This is a genomic window from Dictyobacter kobayashii (genome assembly GCF_003967555.1).
GTDB lineage: Bacteria > Chloroflexota > Ktedonobacteria > Ktedonobacterales > Ktedonobacteraceae > Dictyobacter > Dictyobacter kobayashii.
In genome coordinates this window covers 4,433,364-4,454,589 of record NZ_BIFS01000001.1, presented here as the reverse complement: position 1 = coordinate 4,454,589, position 21,226 = coordinate 4,433,364, and the positions used below count along the sequence as shown (strand labels likewise).

Here is a 21,226-nt window from a genome sequence, read left to right as displayed (position 1 = left end):
GCGTTTCTATTTTGTAACACGCAAGGTTAAACGGAATTCATACAAACTCGCTGGGAAAAAAGACTCCGTGTACTCTATAGGTGCCCCTGTCTCATCAAAGGCGGTGCAAAACAGGCGTAGGCCAGACTCTTTCTCAGAAACACGCAACAACTCGGCTTCACGGGCAGATGCGCTATCGGCCTTAATCGACTGTTCAGCAATATAAGGTTGCAATCCTTCCGAGGCCATCAAGTTGTAGAGAGATCCATCTGCTGTTTCTTTCGCCCGCTGATAGACACCAGCTGCACGTGGATATGGCAGGTAATCCACTTCATAGGCGACCGGCTGATCATCAGCAGTGCGCAAACGCTCTAAACGAATTACCTGTTCCTCGTCGGTCAAACGCAGCTGTTCACGAACCGTTTGTGATCCACGAACCAATTCACTTACAAATAGCATTCCACCCGGACGTTTCCCACGACGACGTAATTCTTCAGAAAGGCTTGTTAGTTCACTAATGGTTTGTTGCTGTACACGCGGCTCACAGACGAACGTGCCACGTCCATGCTGGCGATATAGAAGGCCTTCATGGACAAGCTCGGTAAGAGCCTGACGCACGGTTGCACGGCTTACATGATACTGCGTTACCAGTTCTGGTTCAGAGGGTATGGCGGTATGAGGTGCAAGGTGCCCGCACGAATCTGCTGCTTCAGCACTTCTTTTAATTGATAGTAAAGCGGTAGAGGATTTGAGCGCTCTAATATTGGCATATACGGTTCCCCTTATGTCCATACAACAAATTTTTGGATATGTAACATTATGGGAAGAATATATCACAAAAAGAGAAGAGAGTCGAGGGGGTAATAGAATAAATTTGAATAAACACGAAATATGACCTGGTAAATTCGAGAATATACCAGGTCATATTTTAAATTTTAGGCGACTTGAATGCCATTTTCGGCCAGAACGCGATCAATTTCACTTTTCAAGCGACTGGGCTGTGGACCAACAAGACGACCAATAGCCTGACCATCTTTGAAGATCAACAAGGTTGGAATAGCCTGAATTCCAAGGCGTGATGGGTCAAACCGTGCTCATCGATATCCATTTTAGCGAATTGCAGCTTGCCCTGATACTCAGTGCTCAAGCGCTCAAACACAGGGGCGATGTTGCGGCAAGGACCACACCAGGCAGCCCAGAAATCAACAATAACAGGGGTTGAAGACTTCAAAACCTTGGTATCAAAATCCTGATCGCCAACGTGAAACAGATTAGCATTCTCCATAGTACTTCTCACTCACTTTCCAAACAAATCTATCCTGATGTCTAACATCAAGTACAAGTAACTCTTGTTATCTTTACCTTACTATAGAAGAGAACACAAACGGAAATAGGTTTATTCCGTTCCGTCCCCTTCCATTTCACAGTCTTTTGTGCTGCGGTATTAGCGCCGCCGATTGCCACTCATAATTGAGAGAATCTGTAAGATGTAAAGAAACAGGTTTAACACGGTGATAAAAATCGAGACGGTCAAACCAATCGCATTCGGCAGGGTATCGGCCATATATTTGGCGCGCTGGACATAGAACAGCACATACCCTGAAAAGATTGCGACACCAAAGAAGGATATCACAAGTGCAAACAGGGTACTATGGAAAAAAATGCCTATCAGCCCTGTTACCAGCAAAAGAATCACCCCAAAAAAGAGGTAGTCGCCTAAATGCGAGAAGTCGCGCTTTGTGGTCCAGGAATACAATCCCAGGCCGAGAGAAGTCAAGGCCGTAATCACAAACGCCTGGCCAAGAATATTTCCAAGACCAGCACTCAAGTAAGCCCCCACCAGCGGTCCCAGTGCCAGACCCTCTAAGAAAGTAAAGAGATAGAGCAAGAAAAGGTTCAGTCCTGGTTTTTGAATTAACATGTTCAATGCGATCAACACAACCAGGCCAGCAATCGCAACGATCCAGTAGGTCCCATAAGAGAGGCCTATTGAAAGACCGACCACAGTCCCCAGGGTCGCGAAGACGAACGAAAAGGCCAGCAACCCCATCACCTTACTGATCAAACCGCTGGGCGAAACGCCAGCGCCCTGATAGCCATAAGGCAGCGTTTGATACTGGTAGCGAGAGCCAAACGGACTATCGCCCTGGGAACGGTTATTATAGGGATTATTCCCGTAGGGATAATTATTGCGCGGATTAGGATTAAACATAGCAAACCTCAGCTTAAAACACGAGTCAATTGACCAGGTGCAAATTTCGAGAGGTACCGTTTCTGGCAAGACCCTCTTTCTTGACGTATATACGCGCTACCTCAAGTCATGGTTGCAGGTGACACAAGCAACATTTGACCCCCTGGTAAGATGAAACAATACCTGTGGTTACATCCACTCCCTATCATCCTCATCAATCGGCCTTCGTGAACCATCTTCACAGCATTTGGAAACGCTGCCTGGATACGGCCAGCTGCGCCACCACTGGCTCATCTGGTAGCATGGATCAGTTTCCAGGAACAATCATGGCTTTTCAGGTGGCTACGCCCATCCAAATGGATGGCATAATACAAATTAAAGGGCACAGCAAAGAGAGAGCATATCGCTTCTCTCCTACCCTGGAGGCACAATAACTTTGCGCAGCTTCATCCTTCAGGCCAGATGCACATTAATGCACGTGCATACTAGCAATGTGCAGGAAGCAAGCGTCATGCAGTCATCAGAAATGACTACATGACGCTCCATACACCACAAATCTCGCAGAACGCAATCCCAACTTCACCGAAAGTTTTGCTACGGGTATTCCAACGATCATACACAATTGCCAGGGAGCCACAGCTCCAGCAACGAGCACGACCGCCAGCTTTACTCTCATTAGCAAGTTTTTGTAACAGGGCACTACGAGCCTCATCTGATCCCGTATAGCCTGGATTATAGGCAAGATGCAGCAAATTGCCCAGAGGCAAGCTGATTTCATGAGATGGTGCCTGCAACGGAGCGGCGGCAGCGGGTGCTGTTGGCTGTGCTGGTGTGCTTGCCGGAACCTGCGGTGGGCGACGGAACAATTCGCCACGTGAAGTACGCCGACCGCCTTCGATGGAAGGCGTATAATCATGGCGCTCATGCCGATCCTGACGCTCAGCACGATCCATACGTGAAACACGCTCGGAACGCTGAGATTGAGGCGTGGGTGGCACATCATTACTTTCCTGGCGCTGCTCACCATTCAAAACTGGTGTGATAGGAGGCTGAGCCGCCGCAAAAGATGGTGGGTAAGCAGGTGCAAGTGCGTTTTCTGGGCGAGCAGGTGCAGGTGCCGCTGGACCAGATGATGGCTGTCCTTCTACTTCCGGTAAGGACTCTGGTGCGCGCGTAGGAGCCGCATTGTCAGCAACTTGTTCTGTTTGCTCAGCAACAACATTCGTCTGTTCTGGTTGCTCAGGTGGATTAGCGCGTCTTCGTCGGGTAATTGGCATAAGAGGTTTACTCCATAAGAAAAGAAGTTATATGTGCATGCTAAGTAAAGCGCAGCACATGTATTATATCACATCGTGAAGAAAAAAGAAAAAAATACCGAGGTAAGTCTTCATTTCAAACCTGGAACGAGTGAAGACTTACCCTCTGTAAAAACCCTTCGAGATCTATTTCAGCGCGATCCCGAACAAGCGATAAAATCAACCAGAAACGCCACTCATCCTCAGCCAGCAATGACTTCATCGCTCAAAAAAATCGAGCACAAAAAGCACTACCTTCTCCTGATGGACCTGCTCTCTCTCTATAGTTGAGTGGCATTGAATAGTGGCACCTGGATTACTGGCCCGTGAAGAAATCAGCGTTGACTTTGATATAGCTTTTCCACTCTCCAGGCACTGCTGACTCTTCAAAGATCGCCGTTACTGGACAGGCAGGCTCACACGCCCCACAATCGATACACTCATCGGGATTAATATAGAGTTGCTCGGCCTCTTCGAAGCCAGGCTCATTTGACGATGGGTGGATGCAATCCACAGGGCAAACATCTACGCAGGATGCATCTTTAACGCCAATACATGGCTGGGTAATCACATAGGTCATTGTTCTAGACATCCTCCTCTTGGCACACTATGCCCCACACAGGCACATAGAAGCAAAGTTCTGTTTTAGACCAACTTCAGTATAGAGGGTTGTACAGATGATGTCAAATGCCTTACAATCCCGCTTCTGCTCTGATTTAACAATGGGATGCGCTTTCTCAACAAGCGTTATTTGAGGGTTTCAACGTAGAGCCTGGAGAAGGTAACTTCCTCACCCTGATTTTCCACGTAGAGCCCGATCTGGCCGGACTTCACCTCAGTTGTAAAAGGATCAGTAATGGGCTTATCTAGCAAAGGTACGCCGTTAACTGTGAAGAGAAAAGTGTTGCCACGAGATTCTATCGTGATCGTATTGCTTTTTCCATCCTCACTGATAATAGCTGAACTTCTATTACTTTTGATCGTTCGCCAGGGTTGCTGCTTATCCGTACTGGAGAAACGCAAAAAGGCGTACTGTTGATTGTCCCGTGGTGAAATCTCAAAGAGATAGTAAAACGATTGATCTGGAGCAACCCGAAAAATCACTCCATGATAATCAGGACTATCTTTTTTGCTGGACGTCTCAAGCATCGTTACAGATAACTTGAAATCCTGTACCTGGTAATCCTGAAAAGGCGCTGGCATGGCATTGTTAAGCTGGTTATTAATAATATGATACTGGTGGTTCTGATCAAAAAAAGCATTTGCTCCATGCGGCCAATTTCCAATGATCGTGAAAGGATTCGTGGGCATAGGGGCCTGCGTCGGAGTGGCTGTGGGTATTACCACCACCGTCTGGGGTGCTTCAGGATGCCGATTCATAAAGGATACGGTAAAACCTGTGGTAACCACGATAATGATCAAAGCAGCCAGAATGTAAAGCAATCGTCTTAGCTGGAAGCCAGGCCATGTGCTGGCCCACATAGGTTTGACACGTACAATAGGACGAGGACTAGCAATAATAGGCGGTGGATTGGTGTGATCCTCTTTTTCATCAAAAAGGGCAAGCGCAGAGGGGCTCAGGGTGGCTGAGCGAGTCTCACTGGCAACTACCGCCGCTGAAAAAGCTCGACTTAATTCCTGTGCCGTTTGAAAACGGTCTTCAGGCTCTTTAGCCAGGGCTTTGCGTACCACTCGATCCAACAGAGGCGTAATATCAGCTCGAATCAACGCCAGGGATGGAGGGGGCTCATGCACATGCAACAATGCCAGCGCAATCGTTGAATCGGCTCGAAATGGTAAGCGCTTAGCCAGAACAAAAAAGAGGGTAACCCCCAGCGAATAGACATCGGAACGACCATCTAAGACACGTCCCAGGGCCTGCTCAGGCGAGATGTAATCTGGAGTCCCCATAACCGCCTCAGCATGTTTAGCCTCGCTTTGCTCTGGTTCTATTTCAGATTGCGCAACCCGAGCAATACCAAAATCGGATAAGATGACATGGCCATCACTATCCAATAGAATATTAGCAGGTTTAACATCACAGTGGACACAACCATGCATATGGGCAAAATCCAGGGCCGCCGCCAGTTGTTCAAGGTACCACTGAGCTTCCTTTAAAGAGAGTGGGCCACGCTTAGCCATATATTCCGCCAGAGTTCCACCTGGCATATAGGGCATCACAATATATGGCAAACCATCCTGCTCACCATACGAAAAAATTGGTAGGATATTTGCATGCTCCAATTTACTGACCGCTTCTGCTTCTCGTAAGAAACGGCGATAGAAATCTCGCTGCATCCGTATATCCATACCTGATCGCGGTAGAAACACCTTCACAGCTACCTTCCGCGCAGGATTTTGCTGCTGAGCAAGAAAAACTGCACTTGAGCCACCATAGCCAAGTACTCTTTCCAACACACACGAACCGAGCACCTTCCCGATAAGATGCTGTCCCCTACTTGCAGCCACGTTGAAGCTCCTCTCTAGCTCCCTTAGAGATGTGATGTTCTAGCTCCCTTAGAGATGATGTGCAATAAGTGGAATGCATTGATTTTCCATGGTACGTGTAGGAACTATAACCAATTTTAATCGCGCGCTATCTCCACTGTCAACTTTCAAACCATGATATCCATAAATTATCCCAAATCATCCCTGGCACATGTAAATTCGCAGGTCAGGCGGGTATAATTCTCATCTAATGCAATTACTGGCATACGAATATACTACGCACATATGCCAGCAACACATCATACCTCAGTTAAAGAACAAATTGTCCATCGCGCATAATAATGCGACCATCCACCTCAATTGTACAGTTAGTTGGGATAACATCCACATGCACGCGTGAATCCCAGTCTGCGCCAGTGAACTCAGGATAAGGATTACCAAAGGCGACATGCAGGCCCGGCAACTTTTCATCTTGCAACAAATTACCAACCAGGCGCTTAAGACTGGTCAAAGTACCAATCGCAAATTCGCCGGCACGATTTCCATTGGGCACGGAGAAGAGATAATCGTGTACTTCCTGAGCCAGCGCGGCATTTTCGCTGTTGATCTCGGTGATATAGCCATCTTTGACAGTGATTACCAGTGGCTGCTCCAATACTCCATATTTCTCGGAGAAGAAGTCACCCAATACCTCGCAGACCAGTACGCCATCAACGGTGGCAGGGGCGGTATAAACCTCGCCCTCAGGAAGATTGCCCCACGCCCCCTGTTTGTTATAGCGGCCATGACAGGGCACCCATTTCCACTCAGGATGGAAGGTAGCCGTTACATCGCTCCCTTTTTCAGACGTGACGTGAATCGTGCGCGCATGTTTGACAATCTCATACACACGATTGGTGATAGTGTAGACTTCATCATAATCCGCACACATACCATCCGTCATCAAGGTATCATCAATACCGATCATATGGCCGTGGCGAACCTTGAGCTCATTGACGAGGAAAGGCAACAAGGGAATACGAAAAGCAATCTCGCCTGGCTGGGCGGTCGCGATATAGTATGAGACAGTCGGGCGAGCAGTCAGAAAATCGTTGCGCAACGTATCAGGGAAGACAGTCAATGGACGCTCACCGTAGTGTTCCAGGAAACGCACAGTAACATCGGCGTGGCGTGCCAGAGCAGCGGAAGCCACACGCTGAGCAATATGCTGGCGCGCAAAATCCGTCAGAATAAACACACGATCCTGGGCTGTTACGCCCATACACAGCAGAGCATTCTCGGCGCCCAAATGCATGCGCTCATCAAAAGTCAGGGATTGAAGATCTTGTTTATCTGATTGGTGTGTTACATCTGTCATAGGATGTATTTGCTCCTTTATTTATATAATGCCATCACTGTTACCAGTATAAGTACAGGTAGTATATAGAAGCAGGATATCTATACGCACGAAGAAACGCCCACTCTACATAACACCAATCCCCTCAAAATCCAGGTATTCTTCATAAATACAATCGCATATACGAGCCTTATACAGCAGGAGTAACATTGATCGAGCCGAGTAATACTTTTGGTCAGTACCCGGGCTAGTACATCCTGGGGATTAATTGGAGATAACTTCACCTATACCCATTAATTCTATATCATATGTTATACTTGAACAATATTTTATAGATGGGCTACGGCCCAATAACGCTTAATCACCTTCACTAGCAAGGAGAGCTTCATGACAAATAGCTTTAGCATCCTCCAGGTGGCTGAATATCTGAAGCGACTGGGGTTAAAGATTTCACAGGTTGATCGCTCTCAGAATACAATCGAGCTGGCCTTCCATGATGAACATGGGCAGTGGCAGATGATTGTAGGTATTCACCACAGTGGAAATGCCAGTAAGCTGATGCTCATTGTGCCGCACATCGGCACGGTCACCGAGCAAAAACGTCTGGAGTGTCTCGAAGCATTACTTGCTGTCAATTATCGCATTGCTCTTGGAAAATTTGGCCTGGATCTCGCTGATGGAGAGGTGCGGCTAGAAGAATGTATTCCTCTGGCTGATAAAAGCATTCCATTTGAGCAGTTTCGCCTGGCTTTTAGCGCTATCATGCAGACCGTTTCAATCTATCATGACTTATTGCCTAGAATTATCTATGGCCATCAATCCGCAAAGGATGCGTTGCAAGATTGTGAAAATGAGTTCTTTGCCCAGACCCATGATGAAACCGATTTTAGCCTGCCAGCTATACAGACACAAGTAGTCGAGACATCAACTAACAATGAAATGCTACAGATGGAAGAATCTGAGCTTGACGTAAACGAAGTACTGGAAGAGGTTGCACGCCTGCTGGGAAAACATCAGGAATAGCTCTAAAGATAAAAGAAGAGCGGTGGCCTGGCGAAATTTTTCACCAGGCCGCCGCTCTTCTTTTATACTAATTCTACACAGCAGTGATTGTACCATCACCATTCACATTGATCTTAACGGGTGGCAAGGGGGTATCAGCGGGCCCCTGTAACACCTGTCCACCATTAGCAGGATCGAAGATCGCCCCATGCGCAGGGCAGACTAGCTTGCCGGTACCCGGGTCATAGTTGACTTTGACTCCTTCATGGGTACAGGCTTGCTCATAGGCTGCAAACATGCCACTGGATAAATGAACCAGCAAGCTTGCCTGATTATCGGCAGGATTATTAAATTTAATGGCCGAATTAACCGCCTGAGTTTGTGATCCAATCACCGTTCCCATGTGCGCAGGCTGTTGAGGAGCCTGTGTTGGCTTCGGATTATTAGCAGGTGGTTGATTGGTCGTGCCACCATTGGTCTTAGGTGGTTGCTTCTGCGTCTGGCCAGTATTCTTTGCTGGTTGCTGCTTCGTTTGTGTCGTCTTATTAGCTGCAGGCTTAGTGGTAGGGGCGGTTTGTTGTAAAGCCTGTTGCGGGGCAGGCGCTGCTCCTAGCTTGCCAAGGTTAAAAGCGATACCCACACCCGCGGCAGCGACGGCACCTGTAGCCAGCACGGCGATCACATTGCGTCGCGTCACCTTACGGCCCGGCTGCCCCAGAGAAGAGGTAGAGCTACGCTTTTTCTTTTGCAGCGGCTTAGAGGAGGACGCCGAGGCATCCAATCCCCAATCCAGGGCATCCATTCTGCCGCCCACCACTGGTTCTGCCACAGTGGGTGCGTTATTATTTTGAGCCTGCTTAGAGAACGTCTGTGGGGCGGCCTGCAATGGCTCTGCTGGTGACCACCATTCATAAGCTTTCACCAGATCAGCATCTGATGCATGAGTTCCCGCGAGCGTTACCCCGGAGGTGGTAACTGTACAATATCTTCATCAGCCAGCTGGCGTTTCGTAGGAGCAGGAGCAGGAGCGGCTTTCTGCTGCGGCATTACAGGCGGCTGCTGCGGCGCTATAGGCGGTAGCGTTGGCTGGACAGGACTGCTGCCGAGCGCCTGGCTCTTTCTGCCCAGTGAGGCGGCCTGGGTCAAACCTGTTGCAGGTTGAGAGGCGCGAGGAGTCGATGCGGTGTTGCGGTCCGCAGGCACAACCAATCCCGTTTTAGTTGTCTTTATTGCAGGCAGATGGCCAGTAACAATAGGCGGTACTAATTGCCAGCTACCAGTAGCAGTACTAATACGTGGAGCAGCTTGAAAAGGTACGGCTGGCGCGGCCGGAGCTTTAGACACCTGGCTCATATGTACTGCTGGCAAGGTCTGGGTCGCGCCGATAGAGGCCTGGGTAAAAGCCTCACCTAACTCACGTACACTCTGGAAACGGCCATCTGGATCACGGGTCAGCGCCTGACTAATAACCGAACCTAGAGCAACAGGGATTTCCGGGCAGAGCTTGCGTAAAGGTGTAAAGTTCTGGTTGACATGCATCTGAGCCACTTCAAGTGGATTATTGCCTGTAAATGGAGGTTTTCCACTCAGTAACTCATACAAAATACAACCCAGAGCATATATATCTGAACGCTGGTCCACCGATTGGCCCTGCACAATCTCAGGTGCGACATACTCGGGAGAGGCAAGAAAAGTATCGGCAATGCTGAATAGGTGAGCATTAGGCATGGGAGTTTGATCAACGCCTGCACGCTGTAAAATATGCATCAGACCAAAGCCAGCTACCTGTACATTCTCATCATCATAAATCACAATGTTTGAAGGCTTCAATGTACCATGGATAAAACCTTTACCATGGGCATAAGCCAGGCCATCTACTATTTGATGTAAAATAGTAGTTACAAATGTATGATCGCAGCGTCCTTGATGCTTAACGATATCTGCCAGAGAGCCATTCGTTGTATAGGGTGTAATCAAATAGGGATAGCCAAGTATCTCGCCATGCTCATACACAGGCAAAATATGTGGGTGATGTAACGAGGTAATTAAGGCTGCTTCCTTATGGAAACGCTGCAGAAAAAAAGTACGAGCCTCGTTTGAAAAATGCGTCGGCATAGGATAGAGTGCAAGAGCATCAACACGTTGCGCTACCTGATGCCGCGCCAGATATACAATATTTAAACGTCCCTTACCGACCAATCTCTCTATGCGATATTGCCCGAGAACATGGCCAACCAGTTGATCCTCTGATAATGTTTGCATCCAACTCTCTCCAATGTACGAACTACATACAGTAAACGACATATGTTTCATCCATTATCCTGGCTATTCTGTTGACCAGATGAAGATAACTTATGTTGTTACACTATAGCGACCAATTCTTCTACATAATTACGGCTCTCTCATGCCAGAATAGCTAACCGAGATCCAGAAGCAATGATGCGATAAAAGCCGGTTTTTCCTTGTCTACACAGATGAATTTACACGTTGTATCAAATTGAGTCAATTTGACGAGCACAAAGTAGGACTTGTGGATTAAAAAAAATCGCATAATCTCAACCAGCCCGGTTGGTCCCACCATTTTAACTCACCCTATGCAAAAATGATACAATGAGCGCAGATTAACTTTCAAAAAGAAAAACGAAGGCCTGAAACAGAGCAGGCCTGGCGATAGAATTCATTCCGCCAGCATTGGCAGCCCAGAGCCACATAGATGTTGGGGAAAAGGATCGGAGAATTGTTGTATGGCAGATGTCCAACCACTACGTGGATTTCGATATGCAAAAGAGAAAGTCGGCGATCCGGCACAAACAATTACACCACCATTTGATGTTATCAGTCCTGACGCCCAGATGCGCTATTATCAGCGCAATCCTTATAACATCATTCGCCTGGAATTAGGGCAAAGCAATCCAACGGATAATGGGCTGAACAATGTCTATACACGAGCTGCCAGAACACTGGCAGAATGGCGCCTGGATGGCATCCTGCAGCAAGAGACAGATGCCTGCTATTATCTTTATCAACAACGCTTTAGCCATAACGGACAAGCCTATACGCGTACCAGCCTGCTAGCACGGGTCCGACTGGAACCCTGGGATGCCCGGGTGATTCTGCCACACGAACATACACGCACGAAAGACAAAGAAGATCGCCTGCAGTTGCTCCGCGCTTGCGCGACTAACTTCAGTCCCATTATGTGCATGTACGATGATCCACAGGGTCGTGTGCGCCGGCTGATTTCAACGTATGCCGAACAGCCCGAGATCCAATTCGTAGATGAGAACGGGGAAGAGCATCTTTTACAACCCATTTCCGATCCCCAGCATACTGCCTTGATCCAGGATTTCTTCGCGCAACGTCAACTCTATATCGCGGATGGACATCATCGCTACACAACCGCCTTGAATTACAGGGACGAACTGCAAAAGCAGAGGCGCGGCCTGGATGCTCAGGATGGAGCGAACTTTATGTTGATGGCACTGATCGATGTCGATGATCCAGGTATGCTAGTATTACCCACTCACCGGGTATTGTTCGATCTTACTGAAGAGCAACTACACAAACTCACAGAACAGCAACTTGCACGCTACTTCTCCGTAAAAAAAGTAGCAGCAGCTACCGATGAAGTTATGCTGGAAGAATTAGCCCGGGTGGGCAGTCAGCAACCTGCATTGATCATTAAAACAGCTGAGCAAGCACTACTACTCACAATCAATGCGCAAGGGGAACAGTTGATGAAAGAGAGTGGGCATTCCGAAGCCTGGAACGCCCTGGATGTAGCGCTGGTCCAACATTTGATACTTGAGACGCTACTCCACATCACTGCGGACGACGTTGCCGCAGGCAAATATATTCGCTATATGCACGATACCCAGCAAGCTCTTCAATCGCTTCATACGCAAGAAGCACAGGCAATCATTTTACTTAATGGTATTCCCTTTCGCCAGGTACGTGATGTGGCGCTGGCAGATGATCGCATGCCACAGAAATCTACGTACCTCTATCCAAAGCTCATCACCGGTCTGGTGATAAATCCTTTATGGTAAGGAGCAGATACAGCATGATTATCATCGTCGGCGCAGGTCTAGCAGGCTTGACCTGCGCAAAATTGCTAGCCGAAGCCGGGCAAGAAGTACTCGTTTTGGAGGCCGCAGACCAGGTTGGAGGCCGTGTAAGAACTGATTATCATGAAGACGGATATCGTCTGGATCGTGGCTTCCAGGTTCTATTTACCTCGTATGAGGCCGCTGCGCATCATCTCAATTATAATACGCTAAAACAGCGTAAATTTAATCCTGGCGCCATTCTACTCAAAAATGGTAAGCAGCATGAGATTACTGATCCTTTACGCGAACCAACCCATACCTTCTCAAGCTTGATCAATCCGCTCATTTCCACAGCCGATAAGCTACGTATTGTCAAATTGCGCTTACAATTGCAGCGCATCTCAAATGCCGATATCTTTGCGGGCACACAACAAAAAGATGGGCAAGACGAGTCAACAGAGGCCTATCTCCGTCGACAAGGGTTTTCGGATAAGATTATCGATAATTTTTTCCGGCCCTTCTATGGCGGCATCTTCCTGGATCGTTCACTACAGACCAGCGCGCGTATGTTTCAATTCACTTTTAAAATGCTGGCCACAGGCGACATTATTCTCCCGGCTGAAGGTATCCAACGTATTCCTGAACAACTGGCAGCCAGCTTACCCAGAGGATCTGTACGCTGCAATGCACGCGTTGCGGAGGTCCTGATCAGTAACGGGCAGGCACGCGGTGTACGGCTGATTAACGGCGAAGAGATCAAGGCTGAGACCATTGTGGTAGCGACCTCCAGCCCAATTGCGGAAAAATTCGTTCACCAAACATTGCCTGACAAACCTGTCAGCGCGGTCTGCCTCTATTTCGCTGGCGATGAGCGCCTGTACAATCAACGCAAAATTCTGCTCAATGCAGATCCACATGCCTATGTGAATAATGCGGTACTGGTTAGCAATATCGCTCCAACCTATGCCCCACCACGTAAACATCTACTCTCAGTCACAGTTCTCGGAAATCCTAAAGAGGATGATGAGGGCATTGCTGAGCGTAGCAAGGCGGAAATAGCGGGTTGGTTCCCCAATCATGATCTGAAACACTGGCAATTGCTGGCAGTATATCGTATTCCCTTTGCCCAATTTCTACAGGCGCCGGGTGTTTATGATACACTTCCGGGCAATCGCACAGATGTTAATGGTCTTTATCTCGCGGGGGAATATACACAGTCGAGTAGTATTCAAGGGGCAATGCACAGCGGTGAATGCGCAGCTAGAGAATTGCTAAAGATAAAACAATTGGTACCAAGCCAATCATAAAAAGTAGCAAGAAAAAGACTGCTAGCCAGACAGGGCTCAAACTTTCCCATTATTGAGGAAGTCTGGGCCCTTGTTAGTCCTGCTGAAAAAATTCAACCGGGAAAGAGCTAAGGCTACCACTACGCAATGACTCTACCATCAAGCGCAGAGGGCCCTGTTCAATGGATACATGCAATAAGGTCCTTGGAAACACCTGCTCTTGCAAAGCAATCTGTGATTTAGGGTCTAGCAGGGCCGCCGTCGCACGCAAGACAGGCACATACTCGCTTTGTCCGACCTGTTGCAATAATGCCGCCTGCCGCAGTAAGCGCATAACATAGGTAGTACGCCACTTATCATCAATCAACTGTTCGAGGGCATCCATTACTAATTCTTCAAGCAGACTCTGCTGCTCTTGCAACTTTAATTTATTCTTACGCCGACCATTGGTAGAAGATGAAAAAACATTCTGGGCCGTCCAGTAGCGACTAATAAATGGCTCGATGCGCTCAATAGGCTCATATAACCAGGATGAAAATTCTTTCAAATGATAGAGATCATCAGCGCGTCGTGCCAGAGCAATAGTCTCTGAATTTAACGGCAAAGGCTCCAAGGCCGTGGCAGGAAGTTTTGCCAGTGCTTTTTTGTCCCGCAGACCCGCCTCCGTTAAGGGACGCCAGATAGAATAAGCAATAGGTAATTTCGTACGCGTACGCCTGTTGAGGGCCCTGGCTTCCATTATCACTGCACGAGCATATTCGAATGAAACGCCAAAGCTACTAAAACCCTGCTCATCCAGATCCCCCACCAGGGCTTCCCACTGCTCCACATCCATTTCATCCACCCCATAGCAGTCCTTGATCCCCTTTTGATCCTGGTATAAGACATTGACACCTTTAATCAAGCCATCTGGACGGAGCCAGGACAGCATAATGAGCTGGGTGCCAGAGCCATCAATTGAACTAACCCGTGCCTGGTAAGCGGTATATTGTTGCTGACGAGCCTCCATCATAGCAGCATCTTCTGATCCTAGCATGGACTGCATGGTCAAACGTCCAAGCACAGCCCGAGCTTGCTGCTTCAATTGCCGATTGGAACTGGTTGCAATTAGATGATTCAGAGCTGGTATCGTCTGGTTAATAGCAATCGGACCAAGTTGCTCCAGCGCCTCAATGACAGCCATCACAACCTTACCGGTTTGATTCTCAAGTAATGGAATCAACAAATTGGCCGCACGGGGATCGTTACTATTTCCCAACCAGTTGATAAAGGCAAACCGACGTTCAACTGGCATAGAAACCACATCCTCAAGGATAGTCTCTACACCCATTTCATTCTGCCCCACCAACTCAAGCAGCCTCATCTGCATCTGCCGAATCGCCCCGGCTGGATCATTCAGGTACTCAATAATGCCATCATCGGCCATCTCTGATCCTAATTCTTTCAGGATGGGAGAAAGAGAAAGCTTTGCCAGATCACTTACAGTAGGATCAGTCACAAAATCCTCAAGTCCCTCCAGGTCAAAGTCGGTTGCTAATTCTGATAGGATGCGCAAGGCCGCGGCCTGTGCCATAGCATCGTTGCTTCTCAGCAGATGCAACACTTTTTCCCGTGCCCCTTCAGCCCATTCTTCATCCAGGCGATCAAGGTAATGGGACATGGTATCGGGATCGATATCCTCACGCCGACTTATCGCCAGTAAAATACTATCCACACTCTCTTGAGGAGACCCCTTGCGTCCTCTTGGCATAAGCGTTCGCTCTCCTTTTATGGGAGTAATAAGCACACCCTTCCTGGGCGAGCACCAATGCAAGAAATTGTACCACGTTGGACTAGAGGCGTCGAGATCACTCCCCAGATATGCACAGCGCTCATGTAACGTATCTGCTTACTCAACAGTAATTCTCAGGCAGGTCTGCTCTATACCCTATGACAAAGAACGCTTTAAACATCCTACTCGCTTCAGGAATTTAAAAACCACTCATGTATAAAGAGACTGTGTATGATCTAGCAAAACTAGCTGGCGCCGATATACGCCATAGAAAATATCCTATCCTGCCCGTAATAATTAAGCGGTCGGCAACACTAACTAAATATGGCTTTACCAGGTATATTACTCGTGAGATATACCTGGTAAAGGGACTAAACTTTACTATCTATCCGGTCAGTCTTATTATTCAGCCAGGGCCTTAAATGAGGTAATATTTGCCACAGCGCCATTTTGGATCAACATCCGCAGGCCGCAAAAGCCACTATGGAAGGTGTTATCAGTGGTAGTCACAAACCAGTGGAATGGTTCAGGGCTACCCGTGGACCACACTCGAGCCTGCAATATATTGCCATCGATACGAAAACGCAGCGTATATGTATGGTGGGCGCTGGCGATGAACATATAACGGCCTAAAATTGTCGCGACACCATGTACTTTCTTTTGCACAACCAGGTTATTACCATCGATATACGCCTTATACCAATCATTGCCATCCGACCAGCGTAACACAGCTCCCAGGTTGGTATCCTTAAAGTTGCTGATGCTACCTGAAAAAACCACCTCGGCATCTGCGAGACGCGGACCCAGAACAGCGGAATAGTTGGTGCCACCATGTGAAACTATGCCACGTTGAGCAAACATAGAAAATGTATTTGAGGTATTCGCATCACCGGCCCAGGCATGCCCATCAGAAGCACGGCCCCAGAACAGTTGGTTGTGATGCTGAAACGTATCCTCAGCAATGATACGGGTAGGGATCGGTGGTACATGATCTTTCGATCCTGATCCCGATCCGGAAGGCCCTGTTGGAGGGACAGGTGTAGGATGAATATGACCACCAGTTGGGGTGGGGCTGGCTGGTGGTTCACCAGGATTTGTAACAGGAGGTGTCTTTGTTGGCACAGGATCATTCACTGGCACGGGCGGCTGAGGCACCGTCTGGGAGATATACCCCAGGTTATTACCAAACTCTTCTGTAAACCAGATGGTATCCTGTGGATCCACATTCACGCCATCATGGACATGGCTATTTGCCGTTGGCGAATTATAAAGGGTAAAAGAGCCTGTACCGGTACTCGGAAATGAGCCAATCGTGTTTTGCAATGAATCGGCAAACCAGACCACACCGTTATGATCAACACTGATGCCGGAGGTATGGACACCACAAACCTGGCAGGTGCGCGGATATACATATTCAGTTATGCCATTATTTGTCCCAGGCTGAGCTACACTGACCCGTAAGCGCCCAATCATGCCCGCAAAACCTTCAGACCACCAGATGTTGCCAGCCGGATCAACCGCGATCAAATGGGGCGTCAGGCCACTGGCGGGTGTCGCGCGAACTTTGTATTCTAGCAGCTGACCATGCGCGGTATATTCCCCGATCAAACCGACTGCATCATTATTTTCTGTAAACCAGATATTATTGGCAGCATCTACGGTAATACCATAGGGCACACTGTTTACAGCCGGCGTGGCAACCTCAGTAAATTTCTGAGTCTTCGGATCAAAAGAGCCAATTTTATTGCTATAGTGCTCGGTAAACCAGACTTTGCCCTGCGTATCAATAGCCACATCCCATGGCCCCGCACCCGCCGTAGGAACCTGCCATTGCTGATATAAACCTGTCTGTGGATGCAGTACGCCTATAGCATTAGCCAGTGGCATCGGAAACCAGACATTCCCCTGCGCATCTACGGCCAGGAATAAAGCCTGCGCATAATTTGCAGGAAGGGTATATGAATGCAATAGCGCATCTGTCTTTGTATCATATACATTAATCTTTCCTGGCGGGGTTGCCGTACTACAGGTTGGTGTTGGATCACAACCTGGTAGTGCCACCCATATATGTCCAGTTTGATCAAAAGCCGTTCCCCAGGGATCTGTACCTGCTTGCACGGAAAAATCAGTCGCAGCGGGGGTTGCTGCCTCTACAGGCAAGATATACGCACCAATCGTCAACATAGCACTCATCAACGCTATCACAAACGATATAAGTCCGTATACCCATATTTTTCGGCGTCCCATTTTTCACCTCTCTACCCACACAAATCAATGTATAACTTGCAATAAAGCATAATGTCCCATAACTGGTATCCAGCAAAATCAATATACTTTGCAAGGGATATATCTGTATGTAATTATCAATGCCAGAGGTTTACGCCACAAGATCCGGACGTATCAATGTTATGATACAAAAGCATAGAAAAGGACCTGGCATGTTTTGACATAGACATGCCAGGTCCTTTTCTACATGGCTAAGGATTTAGTGAATAGCGATATAGCCCAGACTTGAAAGGACAAATAACACAAACAATACAGTCAGCCCGACCAGGAGCGTTGTTCCCAGCAGCCAGAGCAAAAATTCTAAACGTCCCGGCTGGATCAACCACCAGCGTATACTCTCAATAGGATGAACCCTGGCTGCATGCTTTTCTAAGGGATAGGAGATCAAAGGAGGAACAGTATCAACATCCGCAATATCATGTTCCTGCAGGCGCACAATAATAGAATTTTTCTGCTCTTGCAATGGCTCGGTGCTTTTTTGCCGCTGGACCACAGTATGTCCTGGGATAGCCGGGATAGCCATTAAAGTTGCATCAGTAATAGCCAGTGTCAAAGAGGCAAGGCTACTCTCAGCAGCAAAGCGGGGCGTTTCAAATTGCCAGATAGCTCTCGATTGGGGCATCGTCGGAATACGTGTAACATCTTCCTGTTCCAACTCAGCAGACAGACGTGGATAACGTGGACGAACCTTAATCACGTCGGCAGGATGCGCTGAGGCCCGCGCAGGAATCGCAGGCAACGACGGAGATCGGCGAGCCGGACTATATCCTCCAACTAAAAAATGACCACCATACGCATGTAATTCTTTATTCGCTGGATAAACTGACTTCACCATATCCATTGCTTCCTATTCAGATCAGAGGAGAACATACACTTAAGGCCGAGTTATAGCTTCTTCATGATTTTCAATCGCACAGATACCCCCTGACTTCAGGCAAGGGGTACTTGACCTACCTTATCCACTGCTTCATGCAAATAAACGGTCACCGCATCATTTTTCGCCTGTATTGCGCTCTACCAGATGGTGACCATCATCAGCTAGCAACTCCCAATATTTCTGCTATCTATTGAGTGAGGAAAAATACGCAGCAATTGGAAATTTTTTCCAATCGAGAGCGAGAAAAGGAAGAGGCACAATCAGATCTGGCTTCATTCTCACCTTCTAAAACCAGATAGAGAGCAGATACATCCCTACACCTCTATATTGGCACATATCTTGCACAAGTAATATACAGGGGGGATATATCCGTAAAAATTTTACAAAGTTTACAAAGCTTACAAATTTCTACGGACCTGTGATGCAGTGGTATTCAAAACATCACAGATCTCCGGTTACCAAATTGTGGAATGGGATTTGAGGTATAAGGAGGAGTAGGTATATGGTAGCCATGACCAATCCAATGCAAACAATTGAGATAGTTCCGGTAGAGATCCAACAGTATATAAAAACTGGAAGAGCTGACATTTCAGCAAATGATAGGGAGAGGATAGCAACGGCTCATCCAGGCACAATTGCCCACAAAAAAAGAAGAAGTATCGCAGATATACAAAGTGATGATACAGTATATTATACACCGACACGGAATGAGGGAAAACAATCTACATCAGTATCAAGTAAACAAGAAAACGCCCCCAAAAAAGGAAAAAATTCTTCGACATATGTAGAGTTACGCTATGAAGATGCAGACGAGTACCTGAATGAAGAAGAGGAAGAGGAGGTAGAAGGTGGCGATCTAGAGGCGGAAAACGCTATTAGGCAATACCTGGCTGAGATTGGTCGTTATCCGCTGCTTTCAGCAGAGCAAGAAATGCAGCTGGCACAGCGTATCATTACCGGCGATATCAAAGCCCAACAACACCTGGTAGAAGCCAATCTCCGCCTCGTGGTAAGTATTGCTAAACGCTACAATAATCATGGCGTTTCATTGCTTGATTTGATCCAGGAAGGCAATCTCGGCCTGATTCGAGCAGCTCAAAAATTTGATCCTGTGCGTGGCTTTCGCTTTAGCACCTATGCAACCTGGTGGATTCGCCAGGCCATCAGCCGTGCAGTCGCAGAACATACACGCACCATCCATATTCCAGTACATGTTGTTGAGCTCATTTATAAGATGAAGAGAATAACACGTCAACTCTACCAGGATCTTGGACGAGATCCATTCCCAGAAGAAATAGCCAATGCGATTCATCTTTCTAAGGAAAGAATTGTTGAACTTCAAAGTATGGCCGAAGCCCCTATATCATTGGATGCACCCTTAAGCGATGATGAGCAGTATCACCTGGCCGATATTATCGAAGATACGCACGCGGCAGCTCCCGCGGATGTCGTTACACACCAGGTACTACGTGATCACATCTCACGTGCCCTGGAGACCCTGAGCCAGAGAGAAAGACAGGTTATTGAATTACGTTATGGATTACAGGATGGCTATTGCCATACCCTGGAAGAACTCAGCACCTACTTCAAGCTAACTCGCGAGCGTATTCGACAGATTGAAGTAAAGGCTTTGCGCACCCTTCGTCAACCGGTTCAAGTCCATTTATTGCGAGATTTCGCCTAGAAGCAAAACACGAATGCAGTTGTATTCCTCTTTCACCAATCAACACTTTAAGAAAAGCAACTACAATTTGAGGATCATATTGACGGCCAGCACAATCTATTAGCTCTAGACATGCACTCAATATAGGCAGCGGCTCTCCGTATACTCTATATGAAACCATCGCGTCATAAGAGTCAACCACAGCGAGAATACGGGCTAAATAAGGGATAGCAGTACCGATCAGGCCAAACGGATAGCCGCTGCCATCCCATGCTTCATGGTGCGCAACTATAATCGGAGCGACATGATCGAAGAGCTCACCAGTTCCTTCTAATATCACCCACCCCATCTGAGGATGCAAGCGTATCAGGGTTCGTTCAGCATCATTGAGTGGGCCTCGCTTTTGCAATATCTCTGCTGGAATCGCTACCTTCCCAATATCGTGCAACAACGCTGAGAGTCGCAAGATAATGAGAGCATGATCTGAAAGTTGTAGCTGCCTGCCAACAGCCTCGGCCAGATTAACCAGGCGGAGGGTATGCATACAGGTCTCTTGATCACACCACTGAGAGAGCGTATCGGCAATCGCGACTTCAATAGCATACAGTCGATAAGCAAGATTCTCCATTGAGGTAACTTCAAAGATTCTAGGGATGGGAAGATGCCCATAACATTCCAGTGTGTGCGCGATTTCCTGGCGCAGAAAGTCCTTGCAGCGCAAAGTAGCCGTGCCATTGATGAGCATAATGGTACTCCTTCTACAGGTAGGCAGCTAAACGTGCAGTAATATCTCATTTAATACTACGTTAAAAATATCCGCTTGTTACACAATAAAGCAGCAAGAAACAAAAGATATAGGGCAAGTTACCTGTGGTGAAGAACGCTTTTTTCAAGCGCAGCAGGTATGGAAGTCGCGGATTAGCCTCTCACGAATTGACATATAAATAGTACATTTTTCTGACCGCTTGACGATATAGACGGCGGCCATCTACACTTGACTCGACCTGTAAGGTTTATCAATAAAAAAGCTCCCTATTACTCCA

Annotated in this window: 19 protein-coding genes; 5 read left to right on the top strand and 14 right to left on the bottom strand. The window is 47.6% G+C overall.

Annotated features, from left to right (window positions below):
- Positions 1-6: 6 nt before the first annotated feature.
- From EL645_RS19490 to EL645_RS19480, 4 genes are all read right to left on the bottom strand, one after another.
- Positions 7-630, bottom strand: a complete 624-nt coding sequence (locus EL645_RS19490) for a GntR family transcriptional regulator (protein ID WP_246035562.1) — start codon at positions 628-630, stop codon at positions 7-9.
- Entirely contained in the window at positions 624-749 is a 126-nt protein-coding gene (locus tag EL645_RS44320; protein ID WP_281276422.1) for a hypothetical protein, read from the bottom strand. The genes EL645_RS19490 and EL645_RS44320 overlap by 7 nt, the downstream gene beginning before the upstream one ends.
- A 272-nt stretch (positions 750-1,021) precedes the next feature.
- Positions 1,022-1,264, bottom strand: coding sequence for a thioredoxin family protein (locus EL645_RS19485; protein WP_246035409.1), 243 nt, complete (start codon positions 1,262-1,264; stop codon positions 1,022-1,024).
- Between the two features lie 159 nt (positions 1,265-1,423).
- Positions 1,424-2,191, bottom strand: coding sequence for a Bax inhibitor-1/YccA family protein (locus tag EL645_RS19480; protein ID WP_126552051.1), 768 nt, complete (start codon positions 2,189-2,191; stop codon positions 1,424-1,426).
- 164 nt (positions 2,192-2,355) lie between these two features.
- On the opposite strand from EL645_RS19480, the gene EL645_RS19475 reads away from it, so the two are divergent.
- A complete protein-coding gene (locus tag EL645_RS19475; protein ID WP_126552050.1) occupies positions 2,356-2,604 on the top strand; it encodes a hypothetical protein in 249 nt (82 codons plus the stop codon).
- Between the two features lie 96 nt (positions 2,605-2,700).
- On the opposite strand, the gene EL645_RS19470 is transcribed toward EL645_RS19475, so the two are convergent.
- From EL645_RS19470 to EL645_RS19450, 4 genes are all read right to left on the bottom strand, one after another.
- Positions 2,701-3,447 carry a hypothetical protein gene (locus tag EL645_RS19470; RefSeq protein WP_126552049.1) on the bottom strand — a complete coding sequence of 249 codons (747 nt, stop codon included), beginning with the start codon at positions 3,445-3,447 and terminating at the stop codon, positions 2,701-2,703.
- A gap of 334 nt (positions 3,448-3,781) precedes the next feature.
- A complete protein-coding gene (locus EL645_RS19460) occupies positions 3,782-4,045 on the bottom strand; it encodes a 4Fe-4S dicluster domain-containing protein (protein ID WP_126554278.1) in 264 nt (87 codons plus the stop codon).
- Between the two features lie 167 nt (positions 4,046-4,212).
- Positions 4,213-5,934: a serine/threonine protein kinase gene (locus EL645_RS19455; RefSeq protein WP_161977506.1), complete on the bottom strand. Its 1,722-nt coding sequence runs from the start codon at positions 5,932-5,934 to the stop codon at positions 4,213-4,215.
- 289 nt (positions 5,935-6,223) lie between these two features.
- Positions 6,224-7,270, bottom strand: a complete 1,047-nt coding sequence (locus EL645_RS19450) for an aminopeptidase (RefSeq protein ID WP_126552046.1) — start codon at positions 7,268-7,270, stop codon at positions 6,224-6,226.
- A gap of 366 nt (positions 7,271-7,636) precedes the next feature.
- Between EL645_RS19450 and EL645_RS19445 the strand changes: the two genes are divergently transcribed.
- The gene (locus EL645_RS19445; RefSeq protein WP_126552045.1) at positions 7,637-8,272 is read left to right on the top strand and encodes a YbjN domain-containing protein; all 636 of its coding nucleotides are present in this window, start codon (positions 7,637-7,639) and stop codon (positions 8,270-8,272) included.
- 73 nt (positions 8,273-8,345) lie between these two features.
- On the opposite strand, the gene EL645_RS19440 is transcribed toward EL645_RS19445, so the two are convergent.
- Positions 8,346-9,173 (bottom strand): QcrA and Rieske domain-containing protein, encoded by an 828-nt coding sequence (locus tag EL645_RS19440; RefSeq protein WP_126552044.1) that lies wholly within the window; start codon positions 9,171-9,173, stop codon positions 8,346-8,348.
- Between the two features lie 35 nt (positions 9,174-9,208).
- Positions 9,209-10,513: a serine/threonine protein kinase gene (locus EL645_RS19435; protein WP_161977505.1), complete on the bottom strand. Its 1,305-nt coding sequence runs from the start codon at positions 10,511-10,513 to the stop codon at positions 9,209-9,211.
- A gap of 482 nt (positions 10,514-10,995) precedes the next feature.
- Between EL645_RS19435 and EL645_RS19430 the strand changes: the two genes are divergently transcribed.
- Positions 10,996-12,300, top strand: coding sequence for a DUF1015 domain-containing protein (locus tag EL645_RS19430; protein WP_126552042.1), 1,305 nt, complete (start codon positions 10,996-10,998; stop codon positions 12,298-12,300).
- 14 nt (positions 12,301-12,314) lie between these two features.
- Positions 12,315-13,607 carry an NAD(P)/FAD-dependent oxidoreductase gene (locus EL645_RS19425; protein WP_161977504.1) on the top strand — a complete coding sequence of 431 codons (1,293 nt, stop codon included), beginning with the start codon at positions 12,315-12,317 and terminating at the stop codon, positions 13,605-13,607.
- 73 nt (positions 13,608-13,680) lie between these two features.
- Here EL645_RS19425 and EL645_RS19420 read toward each other — a convergent pair whose 3' ends face one another.
- From EL645_RS19420 to EL645_RS19410, 3 genes are all read right to left on the bottom strand, one after another.
- Complete coding sequence (locus EL645_RS19420) at positions 13,681-15,336, bottom strand: HEAT repeat domain-containing protein (RefSeq protein WP_126552040.1); 1,656 nt, start codon at positions 15,334-15,336, stop codon at positions 13,681-13,683.
- A 423-nt stretch (positions 15,337-15,759) separates the two neighbouring features.
- Positions 15,760-17,604 carry a virginiamycin B lyase family protein gene (locus EL645_RS19415; protein ID WP_136625245.1) on the bottom strand — a complete coding sequence of 615 codons (1,845 nt, stop codon included), beginning with the start codon at positions 17,602-17,604 and terminating at the stop codon, positions 15,760-15,762.
- Positions 17,605-17,842: 238 nt separating this feature from the next.
- Positions 17,843-18,478, bottom strand: a complete 636-nt coding sequence (locus tag EL645_RS19410) for a hypothetical protein (protein WP_126552038.1) — start codon at positions 18,476-18,478, stop codon at positions 17,843-17,845.
- Positions 18,479-19,022: 544 nt separating this feature from the next.
- Between EL645_RS19410 and EL645_RS19405 the strand changes: the two genes are divergently transcribed.
- On the top strand, positions 19,023-20,204 hold the full coding sequence (locus tag EL645_RS19405; RefSeq protein ID WP_246035408.1) for a sigma-70 family RNA polymerase sigma factor: 1,182 nt from the start codon (positions 19,023-19,025) through the stop codon (positions 20,202-20,204).
- Here the strand turns inward: EL645_RS19405 and EL645_RS19400 are convergent.
- Positions 20,107-20,928, bottom strand: a complete 822-nt coding sequence (locus EL645_RS19400; RefSeq protein ID WP_126552037.1) for an HD-GYP domain-containing protein — start codon at positions 20,926-20,928, stop codon at positions 20,107-20,109. The two genes, EL645_RS19405 and EL645_RS19400, sit on opposite strands and share 98 nt — an antisense overlap.
- Between the last annotated feature and the right edge of the window lie 298 nt (positions 20,929-21,226).

What these genes read in the sequence shown, in the direction of transcription:
- EL645_RS44320 (WP_281276422.1), bottom strand. Translation starts at nt 749, where the DNA reads ATGCCAATATTAGAGCGCTCAAATCCTCTACCGCTTTACTATCAATTA.
- EL645_RS19435 (WP_161977505.1), bottom strand. Translation starts at nt 10,513, where the DNA reads ATGCAAACATTATCAGAGGATCAACTGGTTGGCCATGTTCTCGGGCAA.
- EL645_RS19405 (WP_246035408.1), top strand. Translation starts at nt 19,023, where the DNA reads ATGGTAGCCATGACCAATCCAATGCAAACAATTGAGATAGTTCCGGTA.
- EL645_RS19480 (WP_126552051.1), bottom strand. Translation starts at nt 2,191, where the DNA reads ATGTTTAATCCTAATCCGCGCAATAATTATCCCTACGGGAATAATCCC.
- EL645_RS19410 (WP_126552038.1), bottom strand. Translation starts at nt 18,478, where the DNA reads ATGGTGAAGTCAGTTTATCCAGCGAATAAAGAATTACATGCGTATGGT.
- EL645_RS19425 (WP_161977504.1), top strand. Translation starts at nt 12,315, where the DNA reads ATGATTATCATCGTCGGCGCAGGTCTAGCAGGCTTGACCTGCGCAAAA.
- EL645_RS19450 (WP_126552046.1), bottom strand. Translation starts at nt 7,270, where the DNA reads ATGACAGATGTAACACACCAATCAGATAAACAAGATCTTCAATCCCTG.
- EL645_RS19415 (WP_136625245.1), bottom strand. Translation starts at nt 17,604, where the DNA reads ATGGGACGCCGAAAAATATGGGTATACGGACTTATATCGTTTGTGATA.
- EL645_RS19420 (WP_126552040.1), bottom strand. Translation starts at nt 15,336, where the DNA reads ATGCCAAGAGGACGCAAGGGGTCTCCTCAAGAGAGTGTGGATAGTATT.
- EL645_RS19445 (WP_126552045.1), top strand. Translation starts at nt 7,637, where the DNA reads ATGACAAATAGCTTTAGCATCCTCCAGGTGGCTGAATATCTGAAGCGA.
- EL645_RS19430 (WP_126552042.1), top strand. Translation starts at nt 10,996, where the DNA reads ATGGCAGATGTCCAACCACTACGTGGATTTCGATATGCAAAAGAGAAA.
- EL645_RS19400 (WP_126552037.1), bottom strand. Translation starts at nt 20,928, where the DNA reads ATGCTCATCAATGGCACGGCTACTTTGCGCTGCAAGGACTTTCTGCGC.
- EL645_RS19485 (WP_246035409.1), bottom strand. Translation starts at nt 1,264, where the DNA reads ATGGAGAATGCTAATCTGTTTCACGTTGGCGATCAGGATTTTGATACC.
- EL645_RS19470 (WP_126552049.1), bottom strand. Translation starts at nt 3,447, where the DNA reads ATGCCAATTACCCGACGAAGACGCGCTAATCCACCTGAGCAACCAGAA.
- EL645_RS19460 (WP_126554278.1), bottom strand. Translation starts at nt 4,045, where the DNA reads ATGACCTATGTGATTACCCAGCCATGTATTGGCGTTAAAGATGCATCC.